The organism is Pseudomaricurvus sp., assembly GCF_965662505.1.
GTDB lineage: Bacteria > Pseudomonadota > Gammaproteobacteria > Pseudomonadales > Cellvibrionaceae > Pseudomaricurvus.
Genome location: NZ_CBFIHX010000057.1, coordinates 1 through 23,538 on the forward strand (window position 1 = coordinate 1; position 23,538 = coordinate 23,538).

Sequence of the window (23,538 nt, forward strand, 5' to 3'; positions counted from 1 at the left end):
TCAGTCACCGCCGGTAACAAAAATGCCTCGGTTCCCTTGCCGGCTCCGAGAATTTCGATATTAACCTTATTCAGAGTGACCGGTGGGCCCAAGTCGACATCCACGTTAAGCACCGGCTTTTTGTCTGTGCCGCCAATACGGATGTGATTGCGTGACCGGTAATAGCCCAGTGCCTGAGCGGCCTGAGTCGCCTGTTGATCGGCGTGCTTGTAGAGTTGTTTTAGCTCAGCCAGATTGTCGGTATCCAGCTCGCCCAGAAACGCCTCAATATTCTTTTCAACGGCCTTATTGGAGGGTTCCACGTTCACTTCCAGCTTGGCCTGTGCCAATGAAGCACACAGCAAAAGAGATAGCACAAATAGGGGGCGAAACATGTATTCCTTCCTGGGTTTACTGCGATAGAGCCGTCGTCTGCAATATGCGACAGCCTGCAATATGCAACAGCCTGCAATACTCGACGTACAAGGCTCAGCCTCAGAGGCATTATAGACACCAAGGCCTTTGAGTCACTTAATCAGTGGCCATTGGCCTCTGGGCATTCTCGCCACACGAGGGGCAAAAGTATCACGTTTTCTCCCTGATGCTTTATTTGTCATTCCTTTCCTGCCGAAGTTCCTTATAATCCCGCGTCCGCAATTCAACAACTTCGGGTAATCCACGTGCAGGCAATCTTTCTTTATGGCTCCTTGATGGACCCCGAAGTCCGGAGTCACGTTTTTGCAGACTCCATCGATTCCGGGCAGATAGTGTCCGCGGTGGCTCACGGCTACCAGACGCTCACCTATCCTGGCGAAACCTTCCCGGTACTGGTCTCTCACGCTGGCGGACAGGCTCAAGGGGAGGTTTTACTCAACCCCAACGCAGAAGCCCTGGAGCGGATGACCTTTTACGAAGGGGATGAATACGGGATGGGCAGTCTGGAAGTAGTAGTGGCTGACGGCAGCACACTGATCGCTCACTACAACCAGGCCAGCAGCGAAGAGCTGCCGCTGACGGCCCCCTGGTGCTTTGATCACTGGCAGCGCCACGAACGGGAGACCTTCGTGGAGATGTGTCGCCAATATATGCAGCGCTGCTGGGGCAAGATGTCGATTCACGATGCCGATGCGGTCTGGCAGGAACTGCAGTCTCTGAGAACCTAATCTTTACTCTTTGTTGGACACCACTGCTAGCGTCTTCAATTTTGTCCCTGCTATTTTCTCCGCGAGATTGATAAAGCCATCGACGGTCACCGTGCCACGCTGTTCAGCCAGCCCCCTGGCAACATCATCCAGGCTGGCGTCATTGTCCGTGGCCTGGCGAATTTCAAGATCCACCTGATGCATCAGCACCGCGGCTCTGGCGGTGGTCGCGCCACTGGAGTCACCGGTCAGCAAGTTGCCGGATTCTTTACCCCACTCGGCCAGTTCCTCCATCGTCCCCTGAAAACGCCGCTCACTGATAGCGCCTGTGCGACGCAGAATTTCCACCGCGTAATACTCCGCAATCCCCTCCACAATCCAGTCACTGTAGCGGGTGCCCCGTATCCCGGTGCCTACGTGTATCATTTCATGAATCAGACTGCTGGTGCGATTGCCGCTGATCAGAGGTCGATCGGCGTGCATAAACAGAGAAAACGAACCCGATAGACCACCGCGCCACATGGGCTCACCCGCACTGACAATCAATAACCGCGAAGGGAACCCCGGAAATACCGCTTTGATGGTCGGAAGCGTCCAGCCCAGAAACGCCAGCGAATCCTGTAAACGGACATTCTGACCTCGGGGCGCAGCAACTCTCACATTCGTATCGACAAACGTATCCTGGCGACTGCTGATTTCCCCCAGAATCAACCAGCCTTTAGGACGAATAAAACGTCTGCCGGGATCGATAAGCGCATAGTGATGGGAATCGATAATGTCGTAGGGTGCCGCGGACGACCAGTCTGATGGCAGGTGAAACTCAAGTGATGCGTTCGACGACAAGCTTTTGGGCAGGGTTGCCGCAATCGGCGGAATCAGTTTGTCGCTGCGAAGAATGGCCCAGCGATCAGTGATTTTGGAATCGTATCGATCCTTGCCTTTTTTCTCGTCGATGACAAAGTCATAGCTCAGTGACGATTCGGGAGCCTTCGGTTTCCATATAGCCCGCTCGCCTTTGATCTCCAGCGACTGCTCGCTGTTAAGGTTTTTGTAGCGATCATCGGACAATCGCAACTTCAGCTGAGAGGGCAAGTCATCCCCACTGAGCTTAATCACCACATGAGCGAGACCCGTTTCCGGCTCGACCGTGACATCGTAGTTGATCTCAAAGTAGTTAATCTCAAAAGTGTCTGTATCAGAGGCGTCATTACCAGAGGCGTCGTCAGCGATGACATAGGATGACAACACAACTGAAGACAGCAACCAGAACAAGACCCATATCGACCGGACATCCACCAAACACTTCACACCGTCACCTCAAACTGACATTCAATGAGGCACAGCATAGCCAAGTCTAACGGGTTTCACATCATCCCAACCGGGAATAACGAAGAACCCGGCCTTTAAAAGGCTTGCTCAGATACGCTCCAGTCTCGGGCTGCTCCTGGGTATGACCGTACCCCAAATGAATCATTTTCTTGCTAAACGCTGCGTTATTGCCGCGGCCCGGATCCACAATAACCACCTCACAGTCCGGACTGGCGTGACGGTGAATAAACTCTGACAACAGTTCAATATGGTTGCGTTCATAAAGCAAGTCGCTGCCAATAATCACGTCGAACACCCCCAGGCCGTTATGAAGGTCAGCCCAGCCGGTGCGCAAAAAAGGGATTCTCCGGCCATTGTTCAGCCTGACGTTATCCGCCAGGAAACTGCCCGCTTCGGGGTGGTAGTCAGTTGCGGTGATATCCGCATGGCGCGCATTGAGCACAAGACTGGAAAGCGCAATCCCGCAGCCCACTTCCAAAATGCGTTTTCCCTCAATGGCGTAGGCCGCCATTTCATGAGCCAGCACCAGGCTGGAGTCCCACACCACGCCAAACAATGACCACTGGGCAGAAGAGATACCCATAGATTCAGCCTCGCCCAGAGGATCCGAAAACTGGTTACGGTCTTTTAAGGTACGCAGGTGAATATCAAGATCGTTAAATTCGAGGGTTTGGTAACTGACACGGTATTCGAGCAGGGACATAAGCGGGATGACTCAAGGTGTAAGAAACACGCAACAAGCCAAAACCGGAACCGGTTCGCCACGCAGGAGTCCCACTATACGCCGTTTTCGGAAAAACTACCCGCAATAACCTCATCAGCCTATTCATGACCGGTCAACGACAAATCAGCTACCGTTTAAGACAAATAAACTACCGCTTAAGACAAATCAGCTACTGCTTAGGACAAGTCACAACGCCCAGAGAGCACGGCCAACAATCAACTACCACGGTCTTAGGTAAGGTCAATTTCGTCAAACAAAGTGAATTCCCGCTCCGAAAAGTTGCCCTCGCGTTTTTCCATTTCGGACATGACCGCTTCGATCTGATTCGGGCTTTTCAAAACTCGGGCCTGCAGCTTTTCCTCTGTGCGCAGACCGTCCATTTCATCACCGTGCCACGAATGATCAAACAGATATTTAGCGTAGGAGACGGCATTCGGATTGCGGCGTGCAATGTCTGTCGCCATCGACATGGCCGCTTCCCTGGGCGTCTCGCTGAGAGACGTCACCAAGCCCAATTTTTGTGCTTCTTCCCCACCGACAACCCGTCCGGAATAGGTCAGCTCTTTCGCTACATCCAAACGCACCAGATCCCTCAAGGTTTGAGAAGCTGACATATCGGGAATCAGCCCCCACTTAATTTCCATCACAGACAATTTAGTCTCCGGATGCGCAATACGAATATCGGCGCCCAGCGCGATCTGTAATCCACCGCCATAGGCTACACCGTGTAGAGCGCAGATGACCGGTACCGGCATCGTTTTCCAGACATAACCCGGCAATTGATAAAAATTGGGTGAAAAACCTCCCCGCCCGGGACCAAAAGGATCGGCAAACACATCCGGATCGGCAAAGTTAGCGAGATCCAGCCCTGCACAAAAGGCTCTCCCCTCTCCGGACAACACCACCGCGCGAACATTTTTATCTTTCGCCAGACGTTTACCCGTCTCGTTGATGGCCTCAAACATCGGCATGCTGAGCGCGTTCATTTTATCCGCGCGATTCAATCGCACATCTGCCACGTGATTGTGGATACTGACGGATACCAATTCTGATTCGGTCACATCTGCTTCAGTCATAAATTCACCTCAGGGGGATGTCTGCAAATTTGATCAAGCGCGATTAATCGGACAAATAATACTCGACGGTCGATACGACCCGAACACGTTTGATATGTGGATTATTTTTATCTCGGGCACTGATGCTAAACTGCCCTTGAGAAGCTCGTTTGATTTTCCCCAGCGAACTGTCCGAATCTGCCGCAAACTTTTCTGCCACTTCTCTGGCCTTGCGTGTGGCCTCTTCAATCATCTCCGGTTTGACTTCATTTAGCCGGGTAAACAGATACTCTGTCTGAACACCATAGCTGTTGCCCATAAACACAATGCCCTGTTTTCCCAGCTGTGAGAGCTGAGACATCACTGTCCGTGTCTCGTCAATGTGCTTGGAATAAACTGTCAGAGTTTGCGTTGCAGTGTAGCGAAATTCAGCCCGATTGCCGCCGCTATACTGTTGAGCGGATTTGTCAGTAATCGATGGAAGATCCATGGAGATCTCATCGGATTTGATACCGTTGGTCTCCAGAAAAGTTCTAATATTGTCTGACTGTTGATCAATGGTTTTATACAATTCGCCCAAATTGTTGCTGGCGACATTAAACTGTATTGGCCAGATAACGATATCGGCAGAGTACTCCCTCTCGGACAAACCTTTCACGGTGACCGTTCGCTCATACAGCTTGTACTCGATGGCAGCGCTGGCCAAAAGATAACCCAGCACCGACAGCCCGACACACACAAACACCCCCAGAAAGATGCCACTCCAGGGACTTGTGGAACGTGCATTGTGAGGAGTGTCCTGATGATTGTTACTCATACCCTTCTCCTTTACTCATAGGTTTTTTTCGTTGTCCGACAGGCAAAACACCTGGCGATGATATTATCGTTCCCGATGCACTCGCTTGGGGAGGTAGATTTCAAATTCAACACCGGACAAATCACTGCGGTTGCGGGCAATAACGTGTCCTTCATGAAACTCCACGATCAACCGAACAATGTGCAACCCAAGCCCCAAATGGGTGGTGTCCTGACTGTGCTCCGGAGGCCGCAGAGAAACCAGCGAGTCGAATAACTGCCCCTGCATACGCTCTGGCAACAGTGGTCCATCATTGCCAATGGACAGCACCCAGTCACGATCGGTCGCCGTCAATTGCAACACAATGCGACCGTCAACCGGACAGAAATCAATGGCGTTTTCCACCAGCTTATCCATCATCTGCACCAGCAAATCCGGTGAACCGTAGAGAGTGGCATTTTCCGCAGCGGGCTCAACACTGACACTGACGGATTTGTCTGGCGTCATATCGTTATAGGCAACCCCAAGACTGGTTACCAGCGAGGACAGTGAGAAATTTTCAAAGTCTGCGTGGCGGATGCTCTCTTCCACCCGGTTAGCCGAACTCATGGCGTTCAGTATATTGGATAAACGAGCGCTGCCGTCCTGCGCACGTTGTGAAAATCGACGGGCGGGCTCGGATAAGGCTTCGTGCTCCAGATTGTCCAGCGAAGAGCGCACCACCGCCAAGGGCGTACGCAACTCATGGGACAGCTTGCCTGACAGAGTTCTCAGATACTCGGTGTATTCGCGCAAACGGCTCAACAGGTCACCGTAACTGCGGGTCAGATCGCCTACCTCGTCTGCGGCGCGCGATTGTGGAAAGCTGTCCCGAATCCGACCACTGTCATCAATGGCGCTCTCCGCTGCGCGGCTTAATCGACGGATTCGAAACGATAACCAACTGGCGTAGGACAACAGCCCCAATCCAGTGATCGCAGTGGCCAGCAAGGTATAGAAAAACAGTCTGTTAAACGCCGAGTTGGTCAGGGCCAGCATCTTGTCGCTGCTTTGCTCAGCAACCACCACCGCTTCAATCTGCCCGCCAGGGGCGACTATCGGCACCGCCGCCCGTCCCACACGCTGTGAACCCCACTGATACCATCCCTGAGCGTTCACACCCTGCTGTGCGCGAATAATTTCGGCGGAAGAGAAATGTCCCGTAGCGCGATAACTCCCCATCGGCGGAAGGTATTCCCCCCCCAGTGCGACACGATACAACCAGCGAATCAGGCCGTGCTGCTCATCCTCGCGATCCGAATTCTGTTCCGGGGCAGACGGATCGTAGGAGACCTCTGGCTGTAACGAACCGGCATCGGCCAGCAACCACTGATTGGCACTCACCACCCGCAACCGCAGATCATCGCGGGTAAAGACAGATACCGCACGGGTCAGAGCCGAACTCTGACCACTCCAGTAGGGAGGCTCTGAATCGGCTTCGATATTGCCTATCCACTGGGGCTGTAGAGGCGTCGAGCGCGCGTTCACCAACGCCACCCCGAGCTGCTCGCCAATCAGACTGACGGGCAGCTGAACTTCCATCTGAAAGCCCTGAGCATGCTCCTGCCATTGCCCCACAATGCGGTGCTCCTGACGGATACGTTGATGATTGTCCCGATAGAAAGTCAGAGTATCGCCCGGGGCACCACTGCGAATGACGTAGTCGCGACGCTCACCGTTAGGCAACCGGGTTCGCAAACGCAGATGATCACCACTCGCCAGCTGACCAATGCTGGGGTTGTGATACTGGATATGGGCGTCCTGAACATTGGCAAATAACAACAGGGCATTGCCTTTGCGGGCCAGACGTAAAGACACATTCACCGGGGATTCGGCAGGAGTCGCTGTCGGCAAGGTTTCGCCAACCTCTGCTTCAGCCGAAAAATATCGCGGCGTGATCGCCAGAGCTCGCCAGTCATCGTCATAGCCGTCGAGCTGCATCGGTGCCGTAATCCGATGGACATACAGCTGTTCATCCGGATCTTCCCACCAGCGCTCGCCACTGACACTTGCCAACAACTCAGGTTCACTGGCGATACGATTGGCGACCGCCTGAGCCGTCGCGCTCAACGCCACCACCTGCCCCTGTCGCAGGGCACTTTCCATTTCCTGAATATACTGGCAGCCTGCCCAGGGCAGACTCAGGGTCAGCAGACTGACCAGCACCAGCTGGCGGCGTAATCGCATATCAACGCTTACCCATGTGTCAGTCAGCCCTCAGCCACGTTCGTCATCAATCACCGTCCGTCATTAACCACCGATAGCCCATGCCATAAGCGGTTTCAATGGCAGCAAACTCCGGTGCAACACGCTGGAACTTCTTGCGGATACGCTTCACATGGGAAGTAATGGTGTTATCGTCGAGCACGACATTGGCGGCATCCATCAGCTGCTGACGATTTTTTACGTGTCCTGGATGTCTCGCGAGACAGTGTACGACCCAGAGTTCAGTCACGGTCAAATCCACTCGCTGCCCCTGCCAGTGCGCCGACATCCGATCCATATTGAGCAATAAAGGTCCTCGCTCCAGAACGTCTTCCTGGGCCTGTGCAACGGGCTGCCGCAAGGCATCCACCCGCCGGAACAGGGCGACAATCCGCGCCAACATGTGCGGCTGACTGATGTCTTTGGTCAGATAATCATCCGCACCGAGGCGCAGGCCCGATACCACATCGAATTCGCTGTCACGGGCGGTCAGAAAAATAATCGGCAGCTCGGGCGCCATGGCTCGCAATTCGCGGCACAGATCAAAACCGCCTTCGATTTCTTCACCCAAACCGACATCGATGATAGCCAGATCCGGCAAAGCCTGTCGGAAGGCTTCCAAAGCAGGCAGTCGTTCGGCATACAGAGCCACTTCATAGCCCTGACGGGTGAGGGCATCGCGATAATTTTCCGCGATGGCGAGCTCGTCTTCAACGATGGCAATTTTGCGAGCCATAGGTCAGTTTCCAATCCAGACGTATTCAGAAGCGTCATTGTACCGAAAATTCGGCGACTCGCACCGGGATGCCACAATTGATCACATTTGTTCATCACCGCGCCCTATTGTCGAGGCTCAGCGCCATATTGACGGCGTTTAATGAGTGCCGAAGACCGAGCAAACAACGACTTACTAACGGAGACTAATATGTGCTTTGGCCAGCCCCGCATCCCCAGACATCGCATTTTGAAAGAGCAGTACAACTATTCATTGAGTGGGCGCAAAAGCACTCCACGCTGGGCCATCATGGTACGGAGTCTGATCATCGTGTTGATAATTTTGGCAGGTCTGGTGTTTTTCGCCGAGTACAGCAGGGATGCCTCCCTGCAGCAAACAGCCACTCCAGAGACGCATAAAACGGCAAGAAACCTACAGCCGCAAAGAGCGTAAAGCCGTAGACGTAGCCGAATAGTAAGGAATAATCAGGCCGCAATCACGTATTTGAGGGTTTCCACCACCTGCGCTGGAGTTTTAGCCCACGCCATAGCCTGTGCGTCCACTTCCTTCAACGGGTGAATGATGCTCTCGTCGTGCAGAGTAATGTAAGGCTTGCCCAGTGCAGCGCAATAGCCGGCATCGAAGGCGGCGTTCCACTGTTTGTACTTATCGCCAAAACGCACAACCACCAGGTCGGCTTTTTCGATCAGGGTTTTGGTGCGAATTAAATTAACTTTGGATGACTGGTGATCGCGCCAGAAGCTGTTGTCATTATCCATCAAATGATCACCGGCGGCATCGCTGGCTTCATGATGGGTCACCGCAGAGGTAAACACCACATCCAACCCGGCCTCTTTAATACCCTGTTCAATCTGTTCGCGCCAATCGGTGTGAATTTCACCGGAAAGATACACAGTCCAGCTCATAAGGACTCCTTCGTTTATTCGTGACTTGTTTGATATCGGATCAGTTATGGGGAATAACCGCCATCGTCAGGCGAGACACACAGGTCAGCTTGCCCGCCTCGTTTTCAATTTTGATCTCCCATATCTGGGAGGTGCGACCAGCATGCAATAAACGCCCGGTGCCGGTAACGACACCTTCCCGAACACCACGGATATGGTTGGCGTTAACCTCTTGTCCGACGCAATAATACTTGCTGCGATCAATCACCATGTTGGCGCCGACACTACCCAGAGATTCGGCCAGCACCACATTGGCGCCGCCGTGAATCAGTCCCATGGGCTGAAAGGTTTCTGGGCGGGCCGGCAAGGTCGCGCGAATATAATCCGGCCCCACCTCGGTGAACTTAATGCCTAAGGGCCCGTGAATGGTTTTATCATTCAGACTATTCAAATCTTCCACGGTGGGAGTTACAAACCAAATGCTTTCACTCATGCTTTAAGTCTCGACACTACTGTTTCAGGTTTTTGTCAGCGACGAACGGGTTGGTTTGACGCTCATGGCCAAAAGTCGACATGGGGCCGTGTCCGGGAATAAATTGTACGCCATCTCCGAGAGGCCACAGCTGAGTGCGAATAGACTCGATCAGCGTATCGTAATCGCCCCGAGGGAAATCCGTACGGCCAATCGATCCCTGAAACAGCACATCCCCCACAATCGCCAGCTGACTGGGACGGTGGAATAAAATGACATGCCCCGGGGTGTGTCCGGGGCAGAAGCGAACTTCTATCGTCTCATTGCCCACGCGAATTTCATCTCCGCCCTCCAGCCAGCGATTTGGCTCAAACACCTCCGCAGGCGGGAACCCCATCATCTGCGACTGCTCAGGGAGCATATCAATCCAGAATTTATCCTCTTTGTGGGGCCCTTCAATCGGCAGGCTCAGCTTCTTAGCCAGAGTCGCCACACCGCCCACATGATCCAGATGGGCATGAGTCACCAGGATTTTTTCCAGTTCCAGGCCATGTTGAGCCACAGCCTGCTCGATGCGATCCAGATCGCCGCCGGGATCAACAACAGCGGCCTTTTTGGTTTCCTCACACCACATCAGGGTGCAATTTTGCTGATAGGGGGTAACAGGAATCACCTGAAACTTCATACGTGCCTCTTTTCATCTTTGACTTATCAGAATGCTTTCGCAGGCTCTGCCAGGCTGTCGACCGAGAGCCTTTGACCTTGGCACAGACCAAATCACAGACGCCAGAATACCACAGTCAACATATCCACCCCCATGGCAACAACCGCCAGTTAGTGGGCTATTACTGCCTTAATTCCCGTGGTTAAGAGAGGCAGATCCAGAATTGAAGGATGCAAAACAACATTTAAAGCATAAAGAATCATCTTTGAGGGACCAAAAGCCTGATTCCCGCCACCATGTGATTAACTCCCTACCATGTAAAGCACCAGCTGCAACACCGCCAGCAACATAACCAGCGGTAAAATCCAGCGGCTGATTTTACTGACCTCCTCGTCAGATTGTTTCTTGCCGAAACGATCCACCAAAGGAATGATGATAATCAGAGCCAGAAACAGGATTCCAAGTATTTTTAATAGCACCATAATTGATCTGTCCGATGGTTGGCTGGATTCATTACAATCCCAGTTTACGCAAACCTGACCAAGATAAAAGGGATGAGAACCATGCCCCGTTTCGATTGGCATCCTGGGAAGGGGTACTTCCTATCCGCATAAAAGGCGCGTAGACTCTGGTTAACCGTTATAAGCTAGCGGTCTGAATTCAGAGCGAGAGAGTCATATCTCGAGTGTCATATAAATCCGGGCGCTATCCACCGTATTTAGCTGGGCAGTAAGCTGGTAAGTAATACGCCAGGCAGCGCCGGGTCATGACGAATATCTGATCACCACTATAATTAAAACAAAATCACTTACGCTTAACATTCAAGAAAAAGGAAAAATCTATGAACATGTTGAAGACTACCCTTTCCGTTATGGTTCTGAGCGGTGTACTGGCAGCTTGCAGCGACGAAAAAGCACCGGCTGAGGACACCATGGAGCACGCAAAAGAAAGCGCCCATGAAATGATGGACAACGCATCTGATAAAGCTTCTGAAATGGCTGACGATGCCGAAGCCGCCATGGACGACGCTATGGATTCTGCCGAAGACATGGCCGATGACGCAGGTGATGCCATCGACGACGCTATGGATTCTTCTGAAGACATGGCCGATGATGCAGGTGATAAAATGGACGAAATGGCTGACGATGCCGAAGACTCCATGGAAGACGCTGCCGATGAAGTTGAAGATGCGACTGAAGACGCTGGCGATGCCATGGAAGACACCATGGAAGAAGCCGAAGAAGAAATGCAGTAATAAAACGGGTGACTGTTTAGTCTCAAATGAGAGACTGGGCAGTATCTTACCCAGCATTTTTTCGCCAACAAACCAGCCTTTTAATCACTTAAGAGGCTGGTTTGTTTCTTTCAGGCTGAGCCCGTTCAAAGGCAGCCAACTCATTACACGCCTGATAAATTGACATAATCCTTGGATACGCCTCCATATCCACGCCAAACCTCAAAGCATTAAAGACCTGCGGAATTAAATACACATCCGCCAGCGTCACCCAATCCCCAAAGCAGTAAACGCCCCGCTCAGTTTTCAACTGTAATTCCAGCGCACGAAATCCCTCACTCATCCAGTGATGCAACCAGGCCGTTTTGCCCTCCTCTCCGGCATTTAAGTTGTCCTTTACATAATTCAGAATCCGTAAATTGCATATCGGATGAATATCGCAGGCCACCTGGAAACACCAACTGCGCACTTTGGCTTTATCCAGAGCGTTTTGCGGCAGTAACGGAGGCTCGGGATACGACTCTTCTAACCATTCCAGAATCGCCGGTGACTGGGTCAAAATGTTGTCGTCATCCGTCTTTAGGCTGGGCACCAGGCCCTGCGGATTAATGAGCCGATAGACTTCCGACTGCTGCTCGTTTTGCAGTAAATTGATGGCCACCTGCTCATAAGTAAGCCGTTTTAGGTTTAACGCAATCCGCACCCGATAGGCGGCGGAAGAACGATAGTAGCCATACAACTCCATTGCTTACCTCTGCTTTACTTCAGAACTCACGATTAACTTAGGGTCTGTTAACACTAGTGAATCGACCCGTTGTGCTTATTAAACGAGCCGGCGGGTAACACGGTACTGACTACCTCGCCAAAACCCAATCGCCGGAACCCTTCACGTTCGCAGTAACCGCGCATAATGACACTGTCCCCATCTTCAAGAAAACGCCTCTGCTCACCATTCGCCAACTCAACCGGTACTTTTCCACCTTGTGTCAGCTCCAGTAACGAACCCGCTTCTTGCGGTTCCGGCCCTGACTGCGTACCGCTGCCCAGTAGGTCTCCCGGCTGCAAATTACAACCGTTCACCGTGTGATGGGTGATCATCTGTGCAACCGTCCAATAGGAGTGCTTAAAGTTGGAAGACGATACCTGATTATCCCGATCACTCCCTGCGGTTCTCACAAAGCAGTTCAGCGTGACATCAAACGAGCCTGTGACCGAATTAGCTTCCGACGCGAGATACGGCAGAGGCTGGGGATCGCCTTCCGGTCGGGAAAACTCGGCGCGAAATGGCAACAGGGCTTCACTGGTAATAATCCAGGGGGAAACCGTCGAGGCAAAACTCTTTGCCAGAAACGGTCCCAGTGGCTGGTACTCCCAGGCCTGAATATCCCGCGCCGACCAGTCGTTTAACAGCGACAGACCAAAGATATAGTCTTCGGCCTCTTCCATACTGATCGACTGCCCCAACTCATTCCCCACGCCCACATAGACCCCCACTTCCACTTCATAATCCAGTCGCTCGCAGGGGCCAAAGCCCGGTGCATCCGAATCCGGTGATTTGATCTGCCCCATCGGCCGGGGAAACATCTGCCCCGACACTCCAATACTGGATGCCCGACCGTGATAACCCACCGGCACCCATTTGTAATTGGGCAGTAGCGGATTATCGGGACGAAACAAGGCCCCTACCGCCTCGGCATGATAGACAGACGCATAGAAATCGGTGAAGTCGTGAATCAGGCAGGGAACTTTAAATTCAACGTCTGCCTGCGCAACAAGACAGGACTCCAACACCGGCTCTTCCGCTGCACCATTGCGCAATGAACGGGAGAGCGCCAGACGCAAAGCCGACCAGGCGTCTTTACCCATGGCCATAAACTCATTCAGCTCCTCATGAGTGCAGGCGTTCAGCGCATCCTGAGCAAGACCTTTAAACAAACCAATACTCGCCACAGCGGCCAAGTCCAACACCTGATCGCCAATCGCGACACCGCCGCGAAAGTATTCATCGCTGTCCGCCATTCTAAAAACTGCAAACGGCAGGTTCTGAATGGGAAAATCACTATCAGCCTGATTGGCTGATGCCACCCAACTGGTCAATGACGGATCGTGGGTTTCGTTCAGCATTGTTCATTCTCCCTTGCAGGCTTAAATAAAAGTGGTCATCCACACATAGCTCATTAAGACCAGGTAATCCGTGATGACTTATTTATCTCTGGACGTTTTGTCAGACGGAGCTTGAAACTGTTTTTTCAGGCCCGACCAACACGCCTCGTAATCTGATTGCCGCTCAGCGCAGCTCAAGGCAAACTCCGTGGGAGCCAGAACGTAACGGGACTCAAACATAAACGCCAGGCTGTTATCCTGGCGCCGGGGCTCGAGATCCTCTCTGGACGCTTTATTAAAAACGTCAGCCTCAGGGCCGTGCGCCGACATGCCATTGTGCAAACTCAGTCCGCCCGGCTCAAAACCGGTGGTTTTTGCGTCGTAGACTCCGTAAATCAACCCCATACACTCGCTCATCACATTGCGATGAAACCACGGAGGACGAAAAGTATCTTCCGCCACCGTCCAGCGCGGCGGAAAAATCACAAAGTCCACATTAGCTGTACCGGGAATATCTGACAGAGAGGTTAACACCGTAAAAATAGAGGGATCGGGGTGGTCGTAACTGACGCTGCCCATGACATTAAAACGACCCAGGTCGTATTTATAAGGGGCCGAGTTACCGACCCAGGCCACCACATCCAGCGGAGAGTGATCCAAATTTGCTTCATACAAATGGCCGGCAAACTTGGTAATCAGTGTGAGCGGCTCTTCTCTGTCTTCGTACCAGGCCACCGGATACAGAAAGTCGCGCTCGTTGGCAAAACCGTTGGCTCCCACCGGCCCTCGTTCCGGCAATTGCAGAGGTTCACCGTAGTTTTCACAGATATAGCCGCGGGCGAGCTTGTCCGGCAAGGCTACTGTGAACTTAACCCCTTTGGGAATCACCAGAATGTCCCCCGGCACCGCATGCAGGATGCCCATTTCGGTCTTGACCCATAATGCGCCCTGCTGCGGAACAATCAGCAATTCGCCATCGGCGTTGCAAAAGTAGCGCGCCTCCATATCCCGGTTAGCGCAGTACACATGCACGCCCATGCCTCTTTGCGTATGGACATCGCCATTGGTGGCCATCGTGACCCAGCCATCGATAAAATCCTGCTGCGATTGTGGAATCGGCAACGCGTTCCAGCGAAACACATCCGCTGGTATGCACTGTCTGCTATCCGGCGCGGTTCGGATTTTTCTTCGATCAATTAACTGATGGCGCCCCTGCACAACCGAAGGGCGAATACGATACAACCAGGTACGACGATTTTTATGCCGCGGCATGGTGAACGCGGTACTGCTGAACTGCTCTGCGTAGAGGCCATAAGCCACTTTCTGAGGGCTAAAACGCCCCACAGGCAACGCACCCTGCAGCGCTTCGCTCTCGTGTTCGTTACCAAACCCGGACAAATAACGCAGTGACTGAGGATGTGCCATTGCGACAGTACCTCCTGATAGCGCCACACTTACAACGGCAAGCTGAGACTGATGTCGAACTTAAGCCAGAACATACACCGAAGACGTGTGCAACGCATAAGCGTTTATAGCAGTATAGAAGTCAACTCCGGTACTCACAAACTCCGGCACTCAGCCCCATTCAAACAGCACCCATAACCTGCAGATACAAAAATGGCTCTCCGCTTTTGACGTGAGAGCCATCTCCAAATCCACTGACATTCAGTGCGTGTGAGCCAGGAAAAGCCCTCACTCCTCCACGTGCAGCTCCCGCTTCCAGTTAAGCTTCTTCTCGATGGAGGAAATAATCATCCCGGCAATGTCTTTGCCTGTGGCCGACTCGATACCTTCCAAGCCCGGTGAAGAGTTCACTTCCAGCAACAACGGTCCTGCAGAAGAGCGGATGATATCCACACCGGCCACTTGCAGTCCCAGAATCTTCGCCGCCTTGATCGCCAGAGCACGTTCTTCAGCGGTAATTTTGACCACCGCAGCTGAGCCACCCTGATGCAGATTTGCCCGAAACTCGCCGGGAGCCGCCTTGCGCTCGATAGACGCCACCACCTTGCCACCAATGACGAAACAGCGCAGATCCTTACCATCGGCTTCTTTAATAAATTTCTGCACCAGCAAATTGGCCTGCAGGGTTTTAAAAGCGTTGATCACGCTCTCTGCCGCTTTGCGCGTTTCTGCCAGCACCACACCGCGTCCCTGGGTGCCTTCCAGGAGTTTCACGATCAGAGGCGCACCGCCGACCATATCAATCAGTTCATTGGTGTCCATCGGCGAATTGGCAAAACCGGTGGTGGGAATATTGATACCGCTTTTCAACATCAACTGCAGCGAGAACAACTTATCCCGAGATTGGGTAATGGCTGCAGAACTGTTGGTGGTATACACCCCCATACTCTCAAACTGGCGCGCCAGGGCCGTGCCGTAAAAGGTCACCCGGGGCTTGATTCGAGTGATCACCGCATCCAAATCGTTGAGCAATGCGCCACCACGATAATGCGCTTCTGGCTCCACAGCATCCAGTTTCATATAGCACTGGGTAATGTTCAGGAACTCCATGTCGTGGCCGCGCTCTTCGCCGGCTTCCAGCAGGCGCTGGTTGCTGTAGAGCATTTCGTTGCTGGCCAGCAGAGCGATCTTCAGACCGCTTTTTTTCGATTGACGGGTTCCGTAAAACGTATTGATCTCGGCATCTGTGACCTCCCCCTGAGTGCACACCTCAGACGGATCGACAATCAGCCGATCCATCATGGCTTCACGCCCCAGCAACATCCTGAAGCCCATGGAGTCACGATTGGACAGCGTCAACTCTACATCCCAGATCTGATCCCCCATTTTCATCGGCGCTGAAACCACATAGCGCGTTTCAGCATCACCACTGGAGCTTTTCACCGTGCGGCGGTCAATCACCGGACGCTCACAGCGAATCACAATATGGCGATTGCTCTGAATCGGGTGCACCTCAAAACTCACCCAGAGCACGCCACTGCGGCGGAATGTCTGAATATTAAAAGCGTGGATGGAAGAGGTTTTCGCGCCGGAATCCACCCGCGCCTTGATGGCAGGAATACCCAGCTCCGGAAACGAACACCACTCTTCGCTGCCAATAATTCGTTTTGCAGTTGATCCTGCCAATGTGTTCTCCTTAAAAACAGGCTGGATTGCGTCTGGCGCTAATCCTCAGCATTTACGTCGGTAACCGGGATTTCTACCCGGGGCTTGGGGTTTTTGATCACTGCTTTTTGCAGGATCAAATTATTAGGGTAGGTGATTAACTCACCATCGCGACGAATCAACACATGAAACAGTGAAATTTCCTGAATACAGCCGGAAATATCATCGTCCTTATCCACAACTCGCACCTGATCGCCCACTCGGTAAGGGAAAAAGAAAAAGATAATCAGGCTGGCAGTCATATTGCTAATAATGGACCACTGGGCAAACAGAGCCACACCGATAACCGCAAATACGGACGAGAGAAAAACAGACAGCTGGGAGTACTGAATACCCAGCAACAGAAACAGGATAATCACAAAGAAGGTCGTCAGCCCCATCTTCGCCGTTTTGCGAATGTATTCAATACGATAGAGATTGACCGACTTGCTGCGACCAAAATTGCCAATGGCGCGTGATACAAAATTCAGACTGACCAGATAAGCCACCAGCAACGCCGCGACGATCAAATACTTCATTAACCCTCTGCTCCCTTTTGGTTCCTGCTAATTTTTCCGCCAACTATTTCAGGCAAATGTTTTTGTGACACTTAAGTCATACAGGGCGGAGTATACGACCACCCTCTACCTGGCGCGACAATTTTGCAAGGTTTCGACCGTAAAAGCCCAGGTCCAAAAACAGCACACCCACCAAAACAAAACCGTGAAGCCAAAAGACGGGAAAAAAGAGGAGCAAAAAAAGAGGGAGCCGAAGCTCCCTGCACAGAAAGGCTGACATCACTGTCAACTCAACCCAAACTTAAAATCGACTAAAACTCGAAGGCGACTAAAACTCCATTTCCGGCACAACCTCTGGCACGACCAGTTCGCCAGCGGTCAATTTGACGATCTCATCCACTGACACGCCCGGCGCACGCTCTTTCAGCCAGAACTTGCCGTCGGCAATTTCCACATAGGCCAGATCCGTCACCACCTTGTTAATACAGCCAGCACCGGTCAGCGGCAGCGTGCACTGCGGCAACAACTTGGACTCACCGTTTTTGGAGGCGTGGGTCATGGTGACAATGATGTTGTCGGCTCCCGCCACCAAATCCATCGCGCCGCCCATGCCTTTGATGAGCTTGCCCGGAATCATGTACGAGGCGATATTGCCCATCACATCCACTTCAAAGGCGCCCAGTACGGTCAGGTCCACATGGCCACCGCGGATCATGGCGAAGGATTCTGCCGAGGAAAAGATTGAGGATCCCGGAATGGTGGTCACCGTTTGCTTACCGGCGTTAATCATATCCGCATCCACTTCGGCCTCGGTCGGGAAAGGCCCCATGCCCAGCAGACCGTTCTCCGACTGCAGCATCACATCCATGCCCTTGGGCACATAGTTTGCCACCAGAGTGGGAATACCAATGCCCAGATTGACGTAGAAACCATCCTGAAGTTCGCGGGCCACTCGCATGGCCAGTTGTTCACGAGATAATGACATAATCGACTCTCCTTAAGCTTCGCGAACAGTACGCTGTTCAATGCGTTTTTCGAAGGTGCCCTTAATCAGGCGATCCACGTAGATACCCGGCGTATGGATCTGGGTGGGATCCAGCTCGCCCGGTTCGACAATCTCTTCCACTTCCACCACGGTGATTTTGCCCGCGGTTGCGGCCATCGGATTGAAGTTCTGCGCCGTGTGGCGATACATCAGGTTGCCGTAGCGATCGGCCTTCCAGGCTTTGACAATGGCAAAGTCACCGGTGACAGATTCTTCGAGAATGTAGTTGCGACCGTTAAATTCTTTCACTTCCTTGCCTTCGCCCACCGGGGTACCGTAACCGGTGGCCGTGTAGAACGCAGGAATACCCGCACCGCCGGCGCGCATCTTCTCAGCCAGAGTCCCCTGAGGCGTCAATTCCACCTCCAGCTCACCGGCCAGCAACTGATCCATAAACAATTTGTTTTCGCCGACGTAGGACGAAACCATCTTCTTGACCTGTCGATCTTCCAGCAGCACACCCAGTCCAAAACCATCCACACCGCAGTTATTGGAGACGATGGTCAGACCGTGAACACCTCTGCGCTTGATCTCGCCAATCAGATTTTCCGGGATACCACAGAGGCCAAAGCCCCCGGCGATGATGGTCATGTCGTCTTGCAGACCTTCCATCGCTTCTTCGTAACTGTTTACCACCTTGTCAAAACCCGACATGGTTGAACTCCTCCAGTTGATACGGCTCACCCTGGCGGTGAACTCGTTAAATCTCTTTTATCGTGTGCTGTGAGTATGGCAACTCGCGATCACTTTCGCTGGTAAGCGGATAGTCACGGAAAGCCACGGAAAAGCACCGTCTTGCCTAGATTGGAAGATCGCCTTATATTTATCAAATGAAAAAATACAAAGAATTGATATAATTTTTAAAATAATATCCTGAAATAACGGAGTAAGAACCCTGTGAGCAATGCCACCCTCAAACAAATCCGCGCCTTTGTCGCCGTGGCCCGCTCCAACAGCTTCGCCGAGGCCGCCGCCCAAATTCACCTCTCGCAACCGGCGCTCAGTATCGCCATCAAGACTCTGGAAGAGTCCGTGGGCGGGCAATTGCTGACCCGCACCACCCGCACCTTTGCCCTTACCCCCGAAGGTGAAGACTTCCTCCCCACCGCCAAGCGTCTGCTCGGAGACTGGGACGACGCTCTCGAAGATCTGGAAAACCGCTTCGCCCTTCGCACGGGACGCATCACCCTGGCTGCCATGCCTTCCTTTGCGGCGAATTTACTGCCCACAGGCCTCGCCACCTTCAAACAACAGCACCCCCATATTCGCGTGGCACTGCACGATGTGATCGCCGAAGAGGTGGTTCGCATGGTGCGTACCGGACGCGCCGAACTGGGGATCAGCTTTGACCCTGAGGCTCAGGACGACCTGATCTTTACCCCACTGTTTGAAGATCGCTTTGTGGCCGTACTGTCGCCCGGGCATCCCCTCTCTCCAGCAACCGGTGTCGACATCGGCGATCTGGCTCATGAAGACCTGATTACCCTGCAATCCCCCTCGCAAGTGCGACAGCTTATTGGTGAATTGATGTCAGAGTTGCAGCTGCCCTTCGCGCCTGCGTACGAGGCGCACCAGCTGATTACCGTTGGAAGAATGGTTGCCAGTGGTCTGGGAGTCAGTATCGTACCGGCACTGTGTGAACAGCAAATGCAGGAAGTCGGTGCCTGCTGCCGCCCGCTTCGCGGTGCTGGTCTGATGCGTCAGGTAGGTATTTTGACCCGCCGTCGCTACCCCCTATCCGCCGCCTCTCAGGCAATGATGGAGGTTTTGCAGAATGCTTTTTCGAATCCGCCTGCGGGCGAGACTGACGACTGACACCACCCCGAATCACGGTCAACTAAGGTATAGTGACGGATTCAGACGACCAAACAGCCACCTGACGACTCCGAGAAAAGTCCAGAGAACGAGAAACATCACCACATGACCATTTACGATTTGATGACTGCCTTCGCGGTAGGTCTGGTTTGCCTGCTGATCTGGCAAAACGCCGGGTTTCGCGACCGAGCCATCGCCCTGGCCAAGCAACACTGCGAACACATGGACGTTCAGCTGCTGGACGATACCGTCTCTCTGCTGAGTCTACGTCCGAAACGAGACAAGCGCGGCAACTTTTCCATTGCCCGTCGCTACGAATTTGAATTCACCGCCACCGGCGATTACCGCTACCGCGGCGAGATGACAATGATGGGGAAACGTCTTTATGACGTGGAACTGGAACCGCACAGAATCCACTGACTCCTGCTATCAACTTTGTCAGCTTACAAAAAAGCCCCTGAACGGCAACGCTCAGGGGCTTTTGCTGTTAAGGGCTGTGCCGCGGTTAAGCAGCTTTGTCCTCCGACTTATCGAAATGCACATCCATTTGCGGGAATGGGATCTCAATACCCTGCTCGTCAAATTTCAGTTTCACCTGCTCGGTAAACTCAAAGAACACATCCCAGTAATCGGCGCTGTTCACCCAGGAACGGAAGACAAAATTGACGGAAGAATCGGCCAACTCTTTCACCGCAATCTGCACCGCAGGGTCTTTTAACACACGGCTGTCGTTATCCGCGATTTCCTGCATGATTTGCTTGGCCAACTTAATGTCGGATCCGTAGCTAATGCCCACAAGAAGATCCACACGACGAGTCGACATGGTGGAGTAGTTGGTAATATTGTTGGACATCACCTGATTGTTGGCAATGATGACCACCTTGTTGTCCGGCGTCGTCAGGATCGTGGTAAAAATGGAAATTTCCTTCACCACGCCCGCAGCACCCCCGGCTTCGACGTAGTCACCTACTTTAATAGGGCGGAACAAGATCAACAGCACCCCGGCAGCGAAGTTCGCCAGAGATCCCTGCAGCGCAAAACCAATGGCCAGACCCGCCGCACCGACAATGGCGACAAAGGAAGCGGTTTGCACCCCTAACTGTCCCAGAGCGGCAATAATCACTACCGCGAACAAAGCGTAATACACAATGTTCCGAGTAAAGTGCGCAACCGTTGGGTCGACATTTTTGGCAGTCATGCCGCGCTCAAACGCCGATGCCAGCATACCGGCAATCCACTTACCAACCACATACACGACGATGGCCATCAACACTTTCAGGCCATAAATCATGATCAGCTCAGGAATGGCTTCCATCAGCTCTTCTACATTAAATTCCATAATTGCTCCTTAAATGGCCTGGCCGATAAACTCGCGAAAAGAATCGAGCCCCAACACCGTAGCCGAGTATTAGATTTCTGCGTTACAAGTAGAAGTAAAAATAGCACATCTGCGCATAAGTCTACGCAGAATTCTGCTATTCGGGTCATTTTGAAAGGTTTTTAGTCTAAGTCAGCTTCACAAACGGCGCTTTTGATGTCGCTCCAGATTGTCCTGACGCTTGCGCTCACTCTTGCGAATCAGGATATAGGTCGCACCGGAAGCTCCGTGCTGCTTCTGCGCAGAGTGGAAAGCCAGCACCTCGGGCAGTTGTGGTAACCAGTGACTCATGCAGCTTTTCAGAACCGCGGGCTGCTTGCGTCCCTCACCTTTTCCGTGGGTGATCAGCGCGCAGCGAATGTCATGCTGCAGACAATCACGAACAAAACGAAACACCGCCTGACGCGCCTCTTCAACACTGTGGCGGTGCAGATCCAGGCGGGCCTCAATGGCGTATTTCCCCAGTCGCAAATTGCGGAACACCCCGTGCTGAACACCGGGGCGCTGAAAACTTAAGATGGCATTAGGGTCTACCGGTTCGACGAATTCCCCGGACAATTCATTCAGAGTTTCCGGTGCCCGTGCCGTCGCGGCTTCGCGGCGAGCCAACACATTGATCCGATCACTGCCGGGAGTCGTCTGCGCGAGGGTCACCCGACTGGTCTGCTTAATCGGTTTGACGTCACCCATGGCATTTTGAAAGGCTTTCAGCTCATCTGTATCCTGATCCGACATTGTCTTTCCCTCCACGGTAACGTCACGTCTTCCACAACCACCGGCATCACCATCGAGTACACGCCTGCGACTCCGGACAACCAATTTGATTGAACATTATATGCCACCCGCCCGGTTTTCATACCCTTGCCTTCGTCGCCTAACCCCTTAGAACGAACATGCAAAACAAGAGCTGCCATTCAAGATCTATTCTGAGAACCAGCGCAATTGAAGGTAAGCATTCACTCAGCTATATTTGCCGTTCATTCATCAGCAGAGCCTTCATGTCTACTACCAAGCAAGATCGTCGCAATATCAGCCCCGAAACACTGGAGCTGCTACGCTCCACCGTGATTGAGCTGTTTTCTCAGGGGTTGTTCCACAAGGTGGGCATTCGCGATATCGCCAAGCAGGCCGGTGTCGGCCCGCAGACGATCTATAAATACTTTGGCAACAAGGACTCGCTGATTTTTGCCTGCATCACACCGGAGCTGGCCGAGCTGGAACACAGCATTCAGGCCGGAGTGGAGAACTCTGCCGGCAATGCGCGGGAAAAGCTGAACATTTTTGTCACCACCTTTGTGAGCTTTTACCTGAGCCATCGAGAGCTGGCTGAAATCGTTTTCCTCACCATTCCCGCGCGGCAGCGCATCACGGACCCGGTGTTCAGTGATCGCTATCTGGTCAAACTGCTTGAAGAGCTTCTGTACGAAGGTCAAAAGCAGGGCTGCATTCGCAAGGACGTTGCAGCATTCGATCTGCACGACGCCTTACAAGGTGCCTTCACCCAGTACATCATCCGCAAATTATTTCAGTCACCCGTGGATGACATCCCCGCCGAGTGCGAACGCCTGAACCGGCTGATCCAGCCGCTCATTACGGGCTGATCACGACCTCGCCGTAGACGTCCTTGAACAGTGCTGGCATGCGTTTGGGACGACCACTGCTGATCTCGATGCACACCAGATCCCAGCGAGCCCGCAGTAGCGTTGCCCCGTCACTGGCTCGCACCAGTTGAAAACGGCGCTCCATGGACAGCTTGTTGTCATTGCCCGTCAGCCAGGTAGCGACTTTCAATTCGTCACCGAGATAAGCCGCTTGCAGGTAATCAAACTCGCTACGGCGAATCGCCATGGCGCGATCCAACTCCTGATAGTCTTTCAGACCAATATTCAGTGCCTGTGAATGCGCCCAGCCAGCATCCTGACACCAGCTCACATAGACGGCGTTGTTCACATGCTGCAAGCCATCGATATCCTGATCTGACACAGCCACATCCAGTAAAAAGGGGGTTGGATAATCCCACTCAATGTTGTCCCAACCCTCACTTCCCGAAACCTGTTGTGAACCCATAAATTTTACCTCTCCTACTGACCGACACGGGCTCTCCTGCCCGGTTCGGTTCTACTTCCATCCAAGACAATCTGCGTAACTCAACCCAGGCCCTAGTATTTAGAAAACTTAGTATTTAGAAAACTTAGGCAGACGCAAATCCCACACCAAGGCCGCCGCTCTTACCGAGAAGGCAATGACTATAGCAATGGCAGTGCTCAAAGCGTTATCACCCAGCGTGTGAAATAACATCAAGTAGCTCAGGG

The 23,538-nt window shown here is 52.8% G+C and carries 27 protein-coding genes and 1 pseudogene; 6 read left to right on the forward strand and 22 right to left on the reverse strand.

The annotated features are described in order from the left end of the window. Positions 1 to 374, reverse strand: a 374-nt coding sequence (locus tag ACTG33_RS09420) for a POTRA domain-containing protein (RefSeq protein ID WP_439134957.1), incomplete at its 3' end; no start/stop codon positions are given. 285 nt (positions 375 to 659) lie between these two features. Between ACTG33_RS09420 and ACTG33_RS09425 the strand changes: the two genes are divergently transcribed. Beyond that, positions 660 to 1,142, forward strand: coding sequence for a gamma-glutamylcyclotransferase family protein (locus ACTG33_RS09425; protein WP_439134958.1), 483 nt, complete (start codon positions 660 to 662; stop codon positions 1,140 to 1,142). 3 nt (positions 1,143 to 1,145) lie between these two features. On the opposite strand, the gene ACTG33_RS09430 is transcribed toward ACTG33_RS09425, so the two are convergent. From ACTG33_RS09430 to pdsR, 6 genes are all read right to left on the reverse strand, one after another. After that, a complete protein-coding gene (locus tag ACTG33_RS09430; RefSeq protein ID WP_439134959.1) occupies positions 1,146 to 2,429 on the reverse strand; it encodes a hypothetical protein in 1,284 nt (427 codons plus the stop codon). A 61-nt stretch (positions 2,430 to 2,490) separates the two neighbouring features. Continuing rightward, positions 2,491 to 3,153, reverse strand: a complete 663-nt coding sequence (locus tag ACTG33_RS09435) for a class I SAM-dependent methyltransferase (RefSeq protein WP_439134960.1) — start codon at positions 3,151 to 3,153, stop codon at positions 2,491 to 2,493. A 251-nt stretch (positions 3,154 to 3,404) separates the two neighbouring features. Beyond that, the gene (locus tag ACTG33_RS09440) at positions 3,405 to 4,250 is read right to left on the reverse strand and encodes a crotonase/enoyl-CoA hydratase family protein (protein ID WP_439134961.1); all 846 of its coding nucleotides are present in this window, start codon (positions 4,248 to 4,250) and stop codon (positions 3,405 to 3,407) included. Between the two features lie 43 nt (positions 4,251 to 4,293). Continuing rightward, entirely contained in the window at positions 4,294 to 5,046 is a 753-nt protein-coding gene (locus tag ACTG33_RS09445; RefSeq protein ID WP_439134962.1) for an SIMPL domain-containing protein, read from the reverse strand. A 63-nt stretch (positions 5,047 to 5,109) separates the two neighbouring features. Next, positions 5,110 to 7,251 (reverse strand): ATP-binding protein, encoded by a 2,142-nt coding sequence (locus ACTG33_RS09450; RefSeq protein ID WP_439134963.1) that lies wholly within the window; start codon positions 7,249 to 7,251, stop codon positions 5,110 to 5,112. Positions 7,252 to 7,297: 46 nt separating this feature from the next. Then, entirely contained in the window at positions 7,298 to 8,005 is a 708-nt protein-coding gene (gene pdsR, locus ACTG33_RS09455; protein ID WP_439134964.1) for a proteobacterial dedicated sortase system response regulator, read from the reverse strand. A gap of 189 nt (positions 8,006 to 8,194) precedes the next feature. Between pdsR and ACTG33_RS09460 the strand changes: the two genes are divergently transcribed. Further along, positions 8,195 to 8,437: a hypothetical protein gene (locus tag ACTG33_RS09460; protein ID WP_439134965.1), complete on the forward strand. Its 243-nt coding sequence runs from the start codon at positions 8,195 to 8,197 to the stop codon at positions 8,435 to 8,437. Positions 8,438 to 8,469: 32 nt separating this feature from the next. Here the strand turns inward: ACTG33_RS09460 and ACTG33_RS09465 are convergent, their stop codons facing one another. From ACTG33_RS09465 to ACTG33_RS09480, 4 genes are all read right to left on the reverse strand, one after another. Continuing rightward, entirely contained in the window at positions 8,470 to 8,910 is a 441-nt protein-coding gene (locus tag ACTG33_RS09465) for a YtoQ family protein (RefSeq protein WP_439134966.1), read from the reverse strand. A 40-nt stretch (positions 8,911 to 8,950) separates the two neighbouring features. After that, on the reverse strand, positions 8,951 to 9,382 hold the full coding sequence (locus ACTG33_RS09470) for a PaaI family thioesterase (protein WP_439134967.1): 432 nt from the start codon (positions 9,380 to 9,382) through the stop codon (positions 8,951 to 8,953). A gap of 16 nt (positions 9,383 to 9,398) precedes the next feature. After that, a complete protein-coding gene (locus ACTG33_RS09475; RefSeq protein ID WP_439134968.1) occupies positions 9,399 to 10,046 on the reverse strand; it encodes an MBL fold metallo-hydrolase in 648 nt (215 codons plus the stop codon). Between the two features lie 281 nt (positions 10,047 to 10,327). Beyond that, on the reverse strand, positions 10,328 to 10,507 hold the full coding sequence (locus tag ACTG33_RS09480) for a hypothetical protein (RefSeq protein WP_439134969.1): 180 nt from the start codon (positions 10,505 to 10,507) through the stop codon (positions 10,328 to 10,330). 359 nt (positions 10,508 to 10,866) lie between these two features. Between ACTG33_RS09480 and ACTG33_RS09485 the strand changes: the two genes are divergently transcribed. Continuing rightward, positions 10,867 to 11,280, forward strand: coding sequence for a hypothetical protein (locus ACTG33_RS09485; RefSeq protein ID WP_439134970.1), 414 nt, complete (start codon positions 10,867 to 10,869; stop codon positions 11,278 to 11,280). A gap of 88 nt (positions 11,281 to 11,368) precedes the next feature. On the opposite strand, the gene maiA is transcribed toward ACTG33_RS09485, so the two are convergent. The 8 genes and pseudogenes from maiA to ACTG33_RS09525 all read right to left on the reverse strand — a co-directional run bounded on the left by maiA (position 11,369) and on the right by ACTG33_RS09525 (position 18,687). Beyond that, on the reverse strand, positions 11,369 to 12,004 hold the full coding sequence (gene maiA, locus ACTG33_RS09490; RefSeq protein ID WP_439134971.1) for a maleylacetoacetate isomerase: 636 nt from the start codon (positions 12,002 to 12,004) through the stop codon (positions 11,369 to 11,371). A gap of 53 nt (positions 12,005 to 12,057) precedes the next feature. Continuing rightward, positions 12,058 to 13,383 (reverse strand): fumarylacetoacetase, encoded by a 1,326-nt coding sequence (gene fahA, locus ACTG33_RS09495; RefSeq protein ID WP_439134972.1) that lies wholly within the window; start codon positions 13,381 to 13,383, stop codon positions 12,058 to 12,060. 78 nt (positions 13,384 to 13,461) lie between these two features. Next, on the reverse strand, positions 13,462 to 14,787 hold the full coding sequence (hmgA, locus tag ACTG33_RS09500) for a homogentisate 1,2-dioxygenase (RefSeq protein WP_439134973.1): 1,326 nt from the start codon (positions 14,785 to 14,787) through the stop codon (positions 13,462 to 13,464). 267 nt (positions 14,788 to 15,054) lie between these two features. Beyond that, positions 15,055 to 15,960: a 30S ribosomal protein S6--L-glutamate ligase gene (gene rimK, locus ACTG33_RS09505; protein WP_439134983.1), complete on the reverse strand. Its 906-nt coding sequence runs from the start codon at positions 15,958 to 15,960 to the stop codon at positions 15,055 to 15,057. A 126-nt stretch (positions 15,961 to 16,086) separates the two neighbouring features. Continuing rightward, positions 16,087 to 16,452: pseudogene (locus ACTG33_RS09510) on the reverse strand (ATP-dependent zinc protease family protein); the annotation flags it as partial. 38 nt (positions 16,453 to 16,490) lie between these two features. Continuing rightward, the gene (locus tag ACTG33_RS09515) at positions 16,491 to 17,009 is read right to left on the reverse strand and encodes a mechanosensitive ion channel domain-containing protein (RefSeq protein ID WP_439134974.1); all 519 of its coding nucleotides are present in this window, start codon (positions 17,007 to 17,009) and stop codon (positions 16,491 to 16,493) included. 307 nt (positions 17,010 to 17,316) lie between these two features. Next, positions 17,317 to 17,973 (reverse strand): 3-oxoacid CoA-transferase subunit B, encoded by a 657-nt coding sequence (locus tag ACTG33_RS09520; RefSeq protein ID WP_439134975.1) that lies wholly within the window; start codon positions 17,971 to 17,973, stop codon positions 17,317 to 17,319. A 12-nt stretch (positions 17,974 to 17,985) separates the two neighbouring features. Further along, a complete protein-coding gene (locus tag ACTG33_RS09525) occupies positions 17,986 to 18,687 on the reverse strand; it encodes a CoA transferase subunit A (RefSeq protein ID WP_439134976.1) in 702 nt (233 codons plus the stop codon). 243 nt (positions 18,688 to 18,930) lie between these two features. On the opposite strand from ACTG33_RS09525, the gene ACTG33_RS09530 reads away from it, so the two are divergent. Next, positions 18,931 to 19,848 carry a LysR family transcriptional regulator gene (locus ACTG33_RS09530; RefSeq protein WP_439134977.1) on the forward strand — a complete coding sequence of 306 codons (918 nt, stop codon included), beginning with the start codon at positions 18,931 to 18,933 and terminating at the stop codon, positions 19,846 to 19,848. Between the two features lie 105 nt (positions 19,849 to 19,953). Beyond that, complete coding sequence (locus ACTG33_RS09535) at positions 19,954 to 20,268, forward strand: DUF3301 domain-containing protein (RefSeq protein WP_439134978.1); 315 nt, start codon at positions 19,954 to 19,956, stop codon at positions 20,266 to 20,268. Between the two features lie 85 nt (positions 20,269 to 20,353). Here the strand turns inward: ACTG33_RS09535 and ACTG33_RS09540 are convergent, their stop codons facing one another. Both ACTG33_RS09540 and smrA read right to left on the reverse strand, forming a co-directional pair. After that, positions 20,354 to 21,187 carry a mechanosensitive ion channel family protein gene (locus tag ACTG33_RS09540; protein WP_439134979.1) on the reverse strand — a complete coding sequence of 278 codons (834 nt, stop codon included), beginning with the start codon at positions 21,185 to 21,187 and terminating at the stop codon, positions 20,354 to 20,356. Between the two features lie 177 nt (positions 21,188 to 21,364). Then, entirely contained in the window at positions 21,365 to 21,961 is a 597-nt protein-coding gene (gene smrA, locus ACTG33_RS09545) for a DNA endonuclease SmrA (protein ID WP_439134980.1), read from the reverse strand. 263 nt (positions 21,962 to 22,224) lie between these two features. Between smrA and ACTG33_RS09550 the strand changes: the two genes are divergently transcribed. Next, a complete protein-coding gene (locus tag ACTG33_RS09550; RefSeq protein ID WP_439134981.1) occupies positions 22,225 to 22,827 on the forward strand; it encodes a TetR/AcrR family transcriptional regulator in 603 nt (200 codons plus the stop codon). Here the strand turns inward: ACTG33_RS09550 and ACTG33_RS09555 are convergent. Beyond that, the gene (locus tag ACTG33_RS09555; RefSeq protein ID WP_439134982.1) at positions 22,817 to 23,293 is read right to left on the reverse strand and encodes an acyl-CoA thioesterase; all 477 of its coding nucleotides are present in this window, start codon (positions 23,291 to 23,293) and stop codon (positions 22,817 to 22,819) included. The genes ACTG33_RS09550 and ACTG33_RS09555 overlap by 11 nt on opposite strands. Positions 23,294 to 23,538 lie beyond the last annotated feature (245 nt).

Excerpts from the sequence above, each read along its gene's own strand:
- ACTG33_RS09475 (WP_439134968.1), bottom strand. The coding sequence starts at position 10,046 with ATGAAGTTTCAGGTGATTCCTGTTACCCCCTATCAGCAAAATTGCACC.
- hmgA (WP_439134973.1), bottom strand. The coding sequence starts at position 14,787 with ATGGCACATCCTCAGTCACTGCGTTATTTGTCCGGGTTTGGTAACGAA.
- fahA (WP_439134972.1), bottom strand. The coding sequence starts at position 13,383 with ATGCTGAACGAAACCCACGATCCGTCATTGACCAGTTGGGTGGCATCA.
- ACTG33_RS09485 (WP_439134970.1), top strand. The coding sequence starts at position 10,867 with ATGAACATGTTGAAGACTACCCTTTCCGTTATGGTTCTGAGCGGTGTA.
- ACTG33_RS09480 (WP_439134969.1), bottom strand. The coding sequence starts at position 10,507 with ATGGTGCTATTAAAAATACTTGGAATCCTGTTTCTGGCTCTGATTATC.
- ACTG33_RS09435 (WP_439134960.1), bottom strand. The coding sequence starts at position 3,153 with ATGTCCCTGCTCGAATACCGTGTCAGTTACCAAACCCTCGAATTTAAC.
- ACTG33_RS09555 (WP_439134982.1), bottom strand. The coding sequence starts at position 23,293 with ATGGGTTCACAACAGGTTTCGGGAAGTGAGGGTTGGGACAACATTGAG.
- ACTG33_RS09535 (WP_439134978.1), top strand. The coding sequence starts at position 19,954 with ATGACCATTTACGATTTGATGACTGCCTTCGCGGTAGGTCTGGTTTGC.
- ACTG33_RS09450 (WP_439134963.1), bottom strand. The coding sequence starts at position 7,251 with ATGCGATTACGCCGCCAGCTGGTGCTGGTCAGTCTGCTGACCCTGAGT.
- ACTG33_RS09445 (WP_439134962.1), bottom strand. The coding sequence starts at position 5,046 with ATGAGTAACAATCATCAGGACACTCCTCACAATGCACGTTCCACAAGT.
- pdsR (WP_439134964.1), bottom strand. The coding sequence starts at position 8,005 with ATGGCTCGCAAAATTGCCATCGTTGAAGACGAGCTCGCCATCGCGGAA.
- ACTG33_RS09440 (WP_439134961.1), bottom strand. The coding sequence starts at position 4,250 with ATGACTGAAGCAGATGTGACCGAATCAGAATTGGTATCCGTCAGTATC.
- ACTG33_RS09525 (WP_439134976.1), bottom strand. The coding sequence starts at position 18,687 with ATGTCGGGTTTTGACAAGGTGGTAAACAGTTACGAAGAAGCGATGGAA.
- ACTG33_RS09470 (WP_439134967.1), bottom strand. The coding sequence starts at position 9,382 with ATGAGTGAAAGCATTTGGTTTGTAACTCCCACCGTGGAAGATTTGAAT.
- ACTG33_RS09520 (WP_439134975.1), bottom strand. The coding sequence starts at position 17,973 with ATGTCATTATCTCGTGAACAACTGGCCATGCGAGTGGCCCGCGAACTT.
- ACTG33_RS09540 (WP_439134979.1), bottom strand. The coding sequence starts at position 21,187 with ATGGAATTTAATGTAGAAGAGCTGATGGAAGCCATTCCTGAGCTGATC.
- ACTG33_RS09515 (WP_439134974.1), bottom strand. The coding sequence starts at position 17,009 with ATGAAGTATTTGATCGTCGCGGCGTTGCTGGTGGCTTATCTGGTCAGT.
- smrA (WP_439134980.1), bottom strand. The coding sequence starts at position 21,961 with ATGTCGGATCAGGATACAGATGAGCTGAAAGCCTTTCAAAATGCCATG.
- maiA (WP_439134971.1), bottom strand. The coding sequence starts at position 12,004 with ATGGAGTTGTATGGCTACTATCGTTCTTCCGCCGCCTATCGGGTGCGG.
- ACTG33_RS09550 (WP_439134981.1), top strand. The coding sequence starts at position 22,225 with ATGTCTACTACCAAGCAAGATCGTCGCAATATCAGCCCCGAAACACTG.
- ACTG33_RS09465 (WP_439134966.1), bottom strand. The coding sequence starts at position 8,910 with ATGAGCTGGACTGTGTATCTTTCCGGTGAAATTCACACCGATTGGCGC.
- ACTG33_RS09460 (WP_439134965.1), top strand. The coding sequence starts at position 8,195 with ATGTGCTTTGGCCAGCCCCGCATCCCCAGACATCGCATTTTGAAAGAG.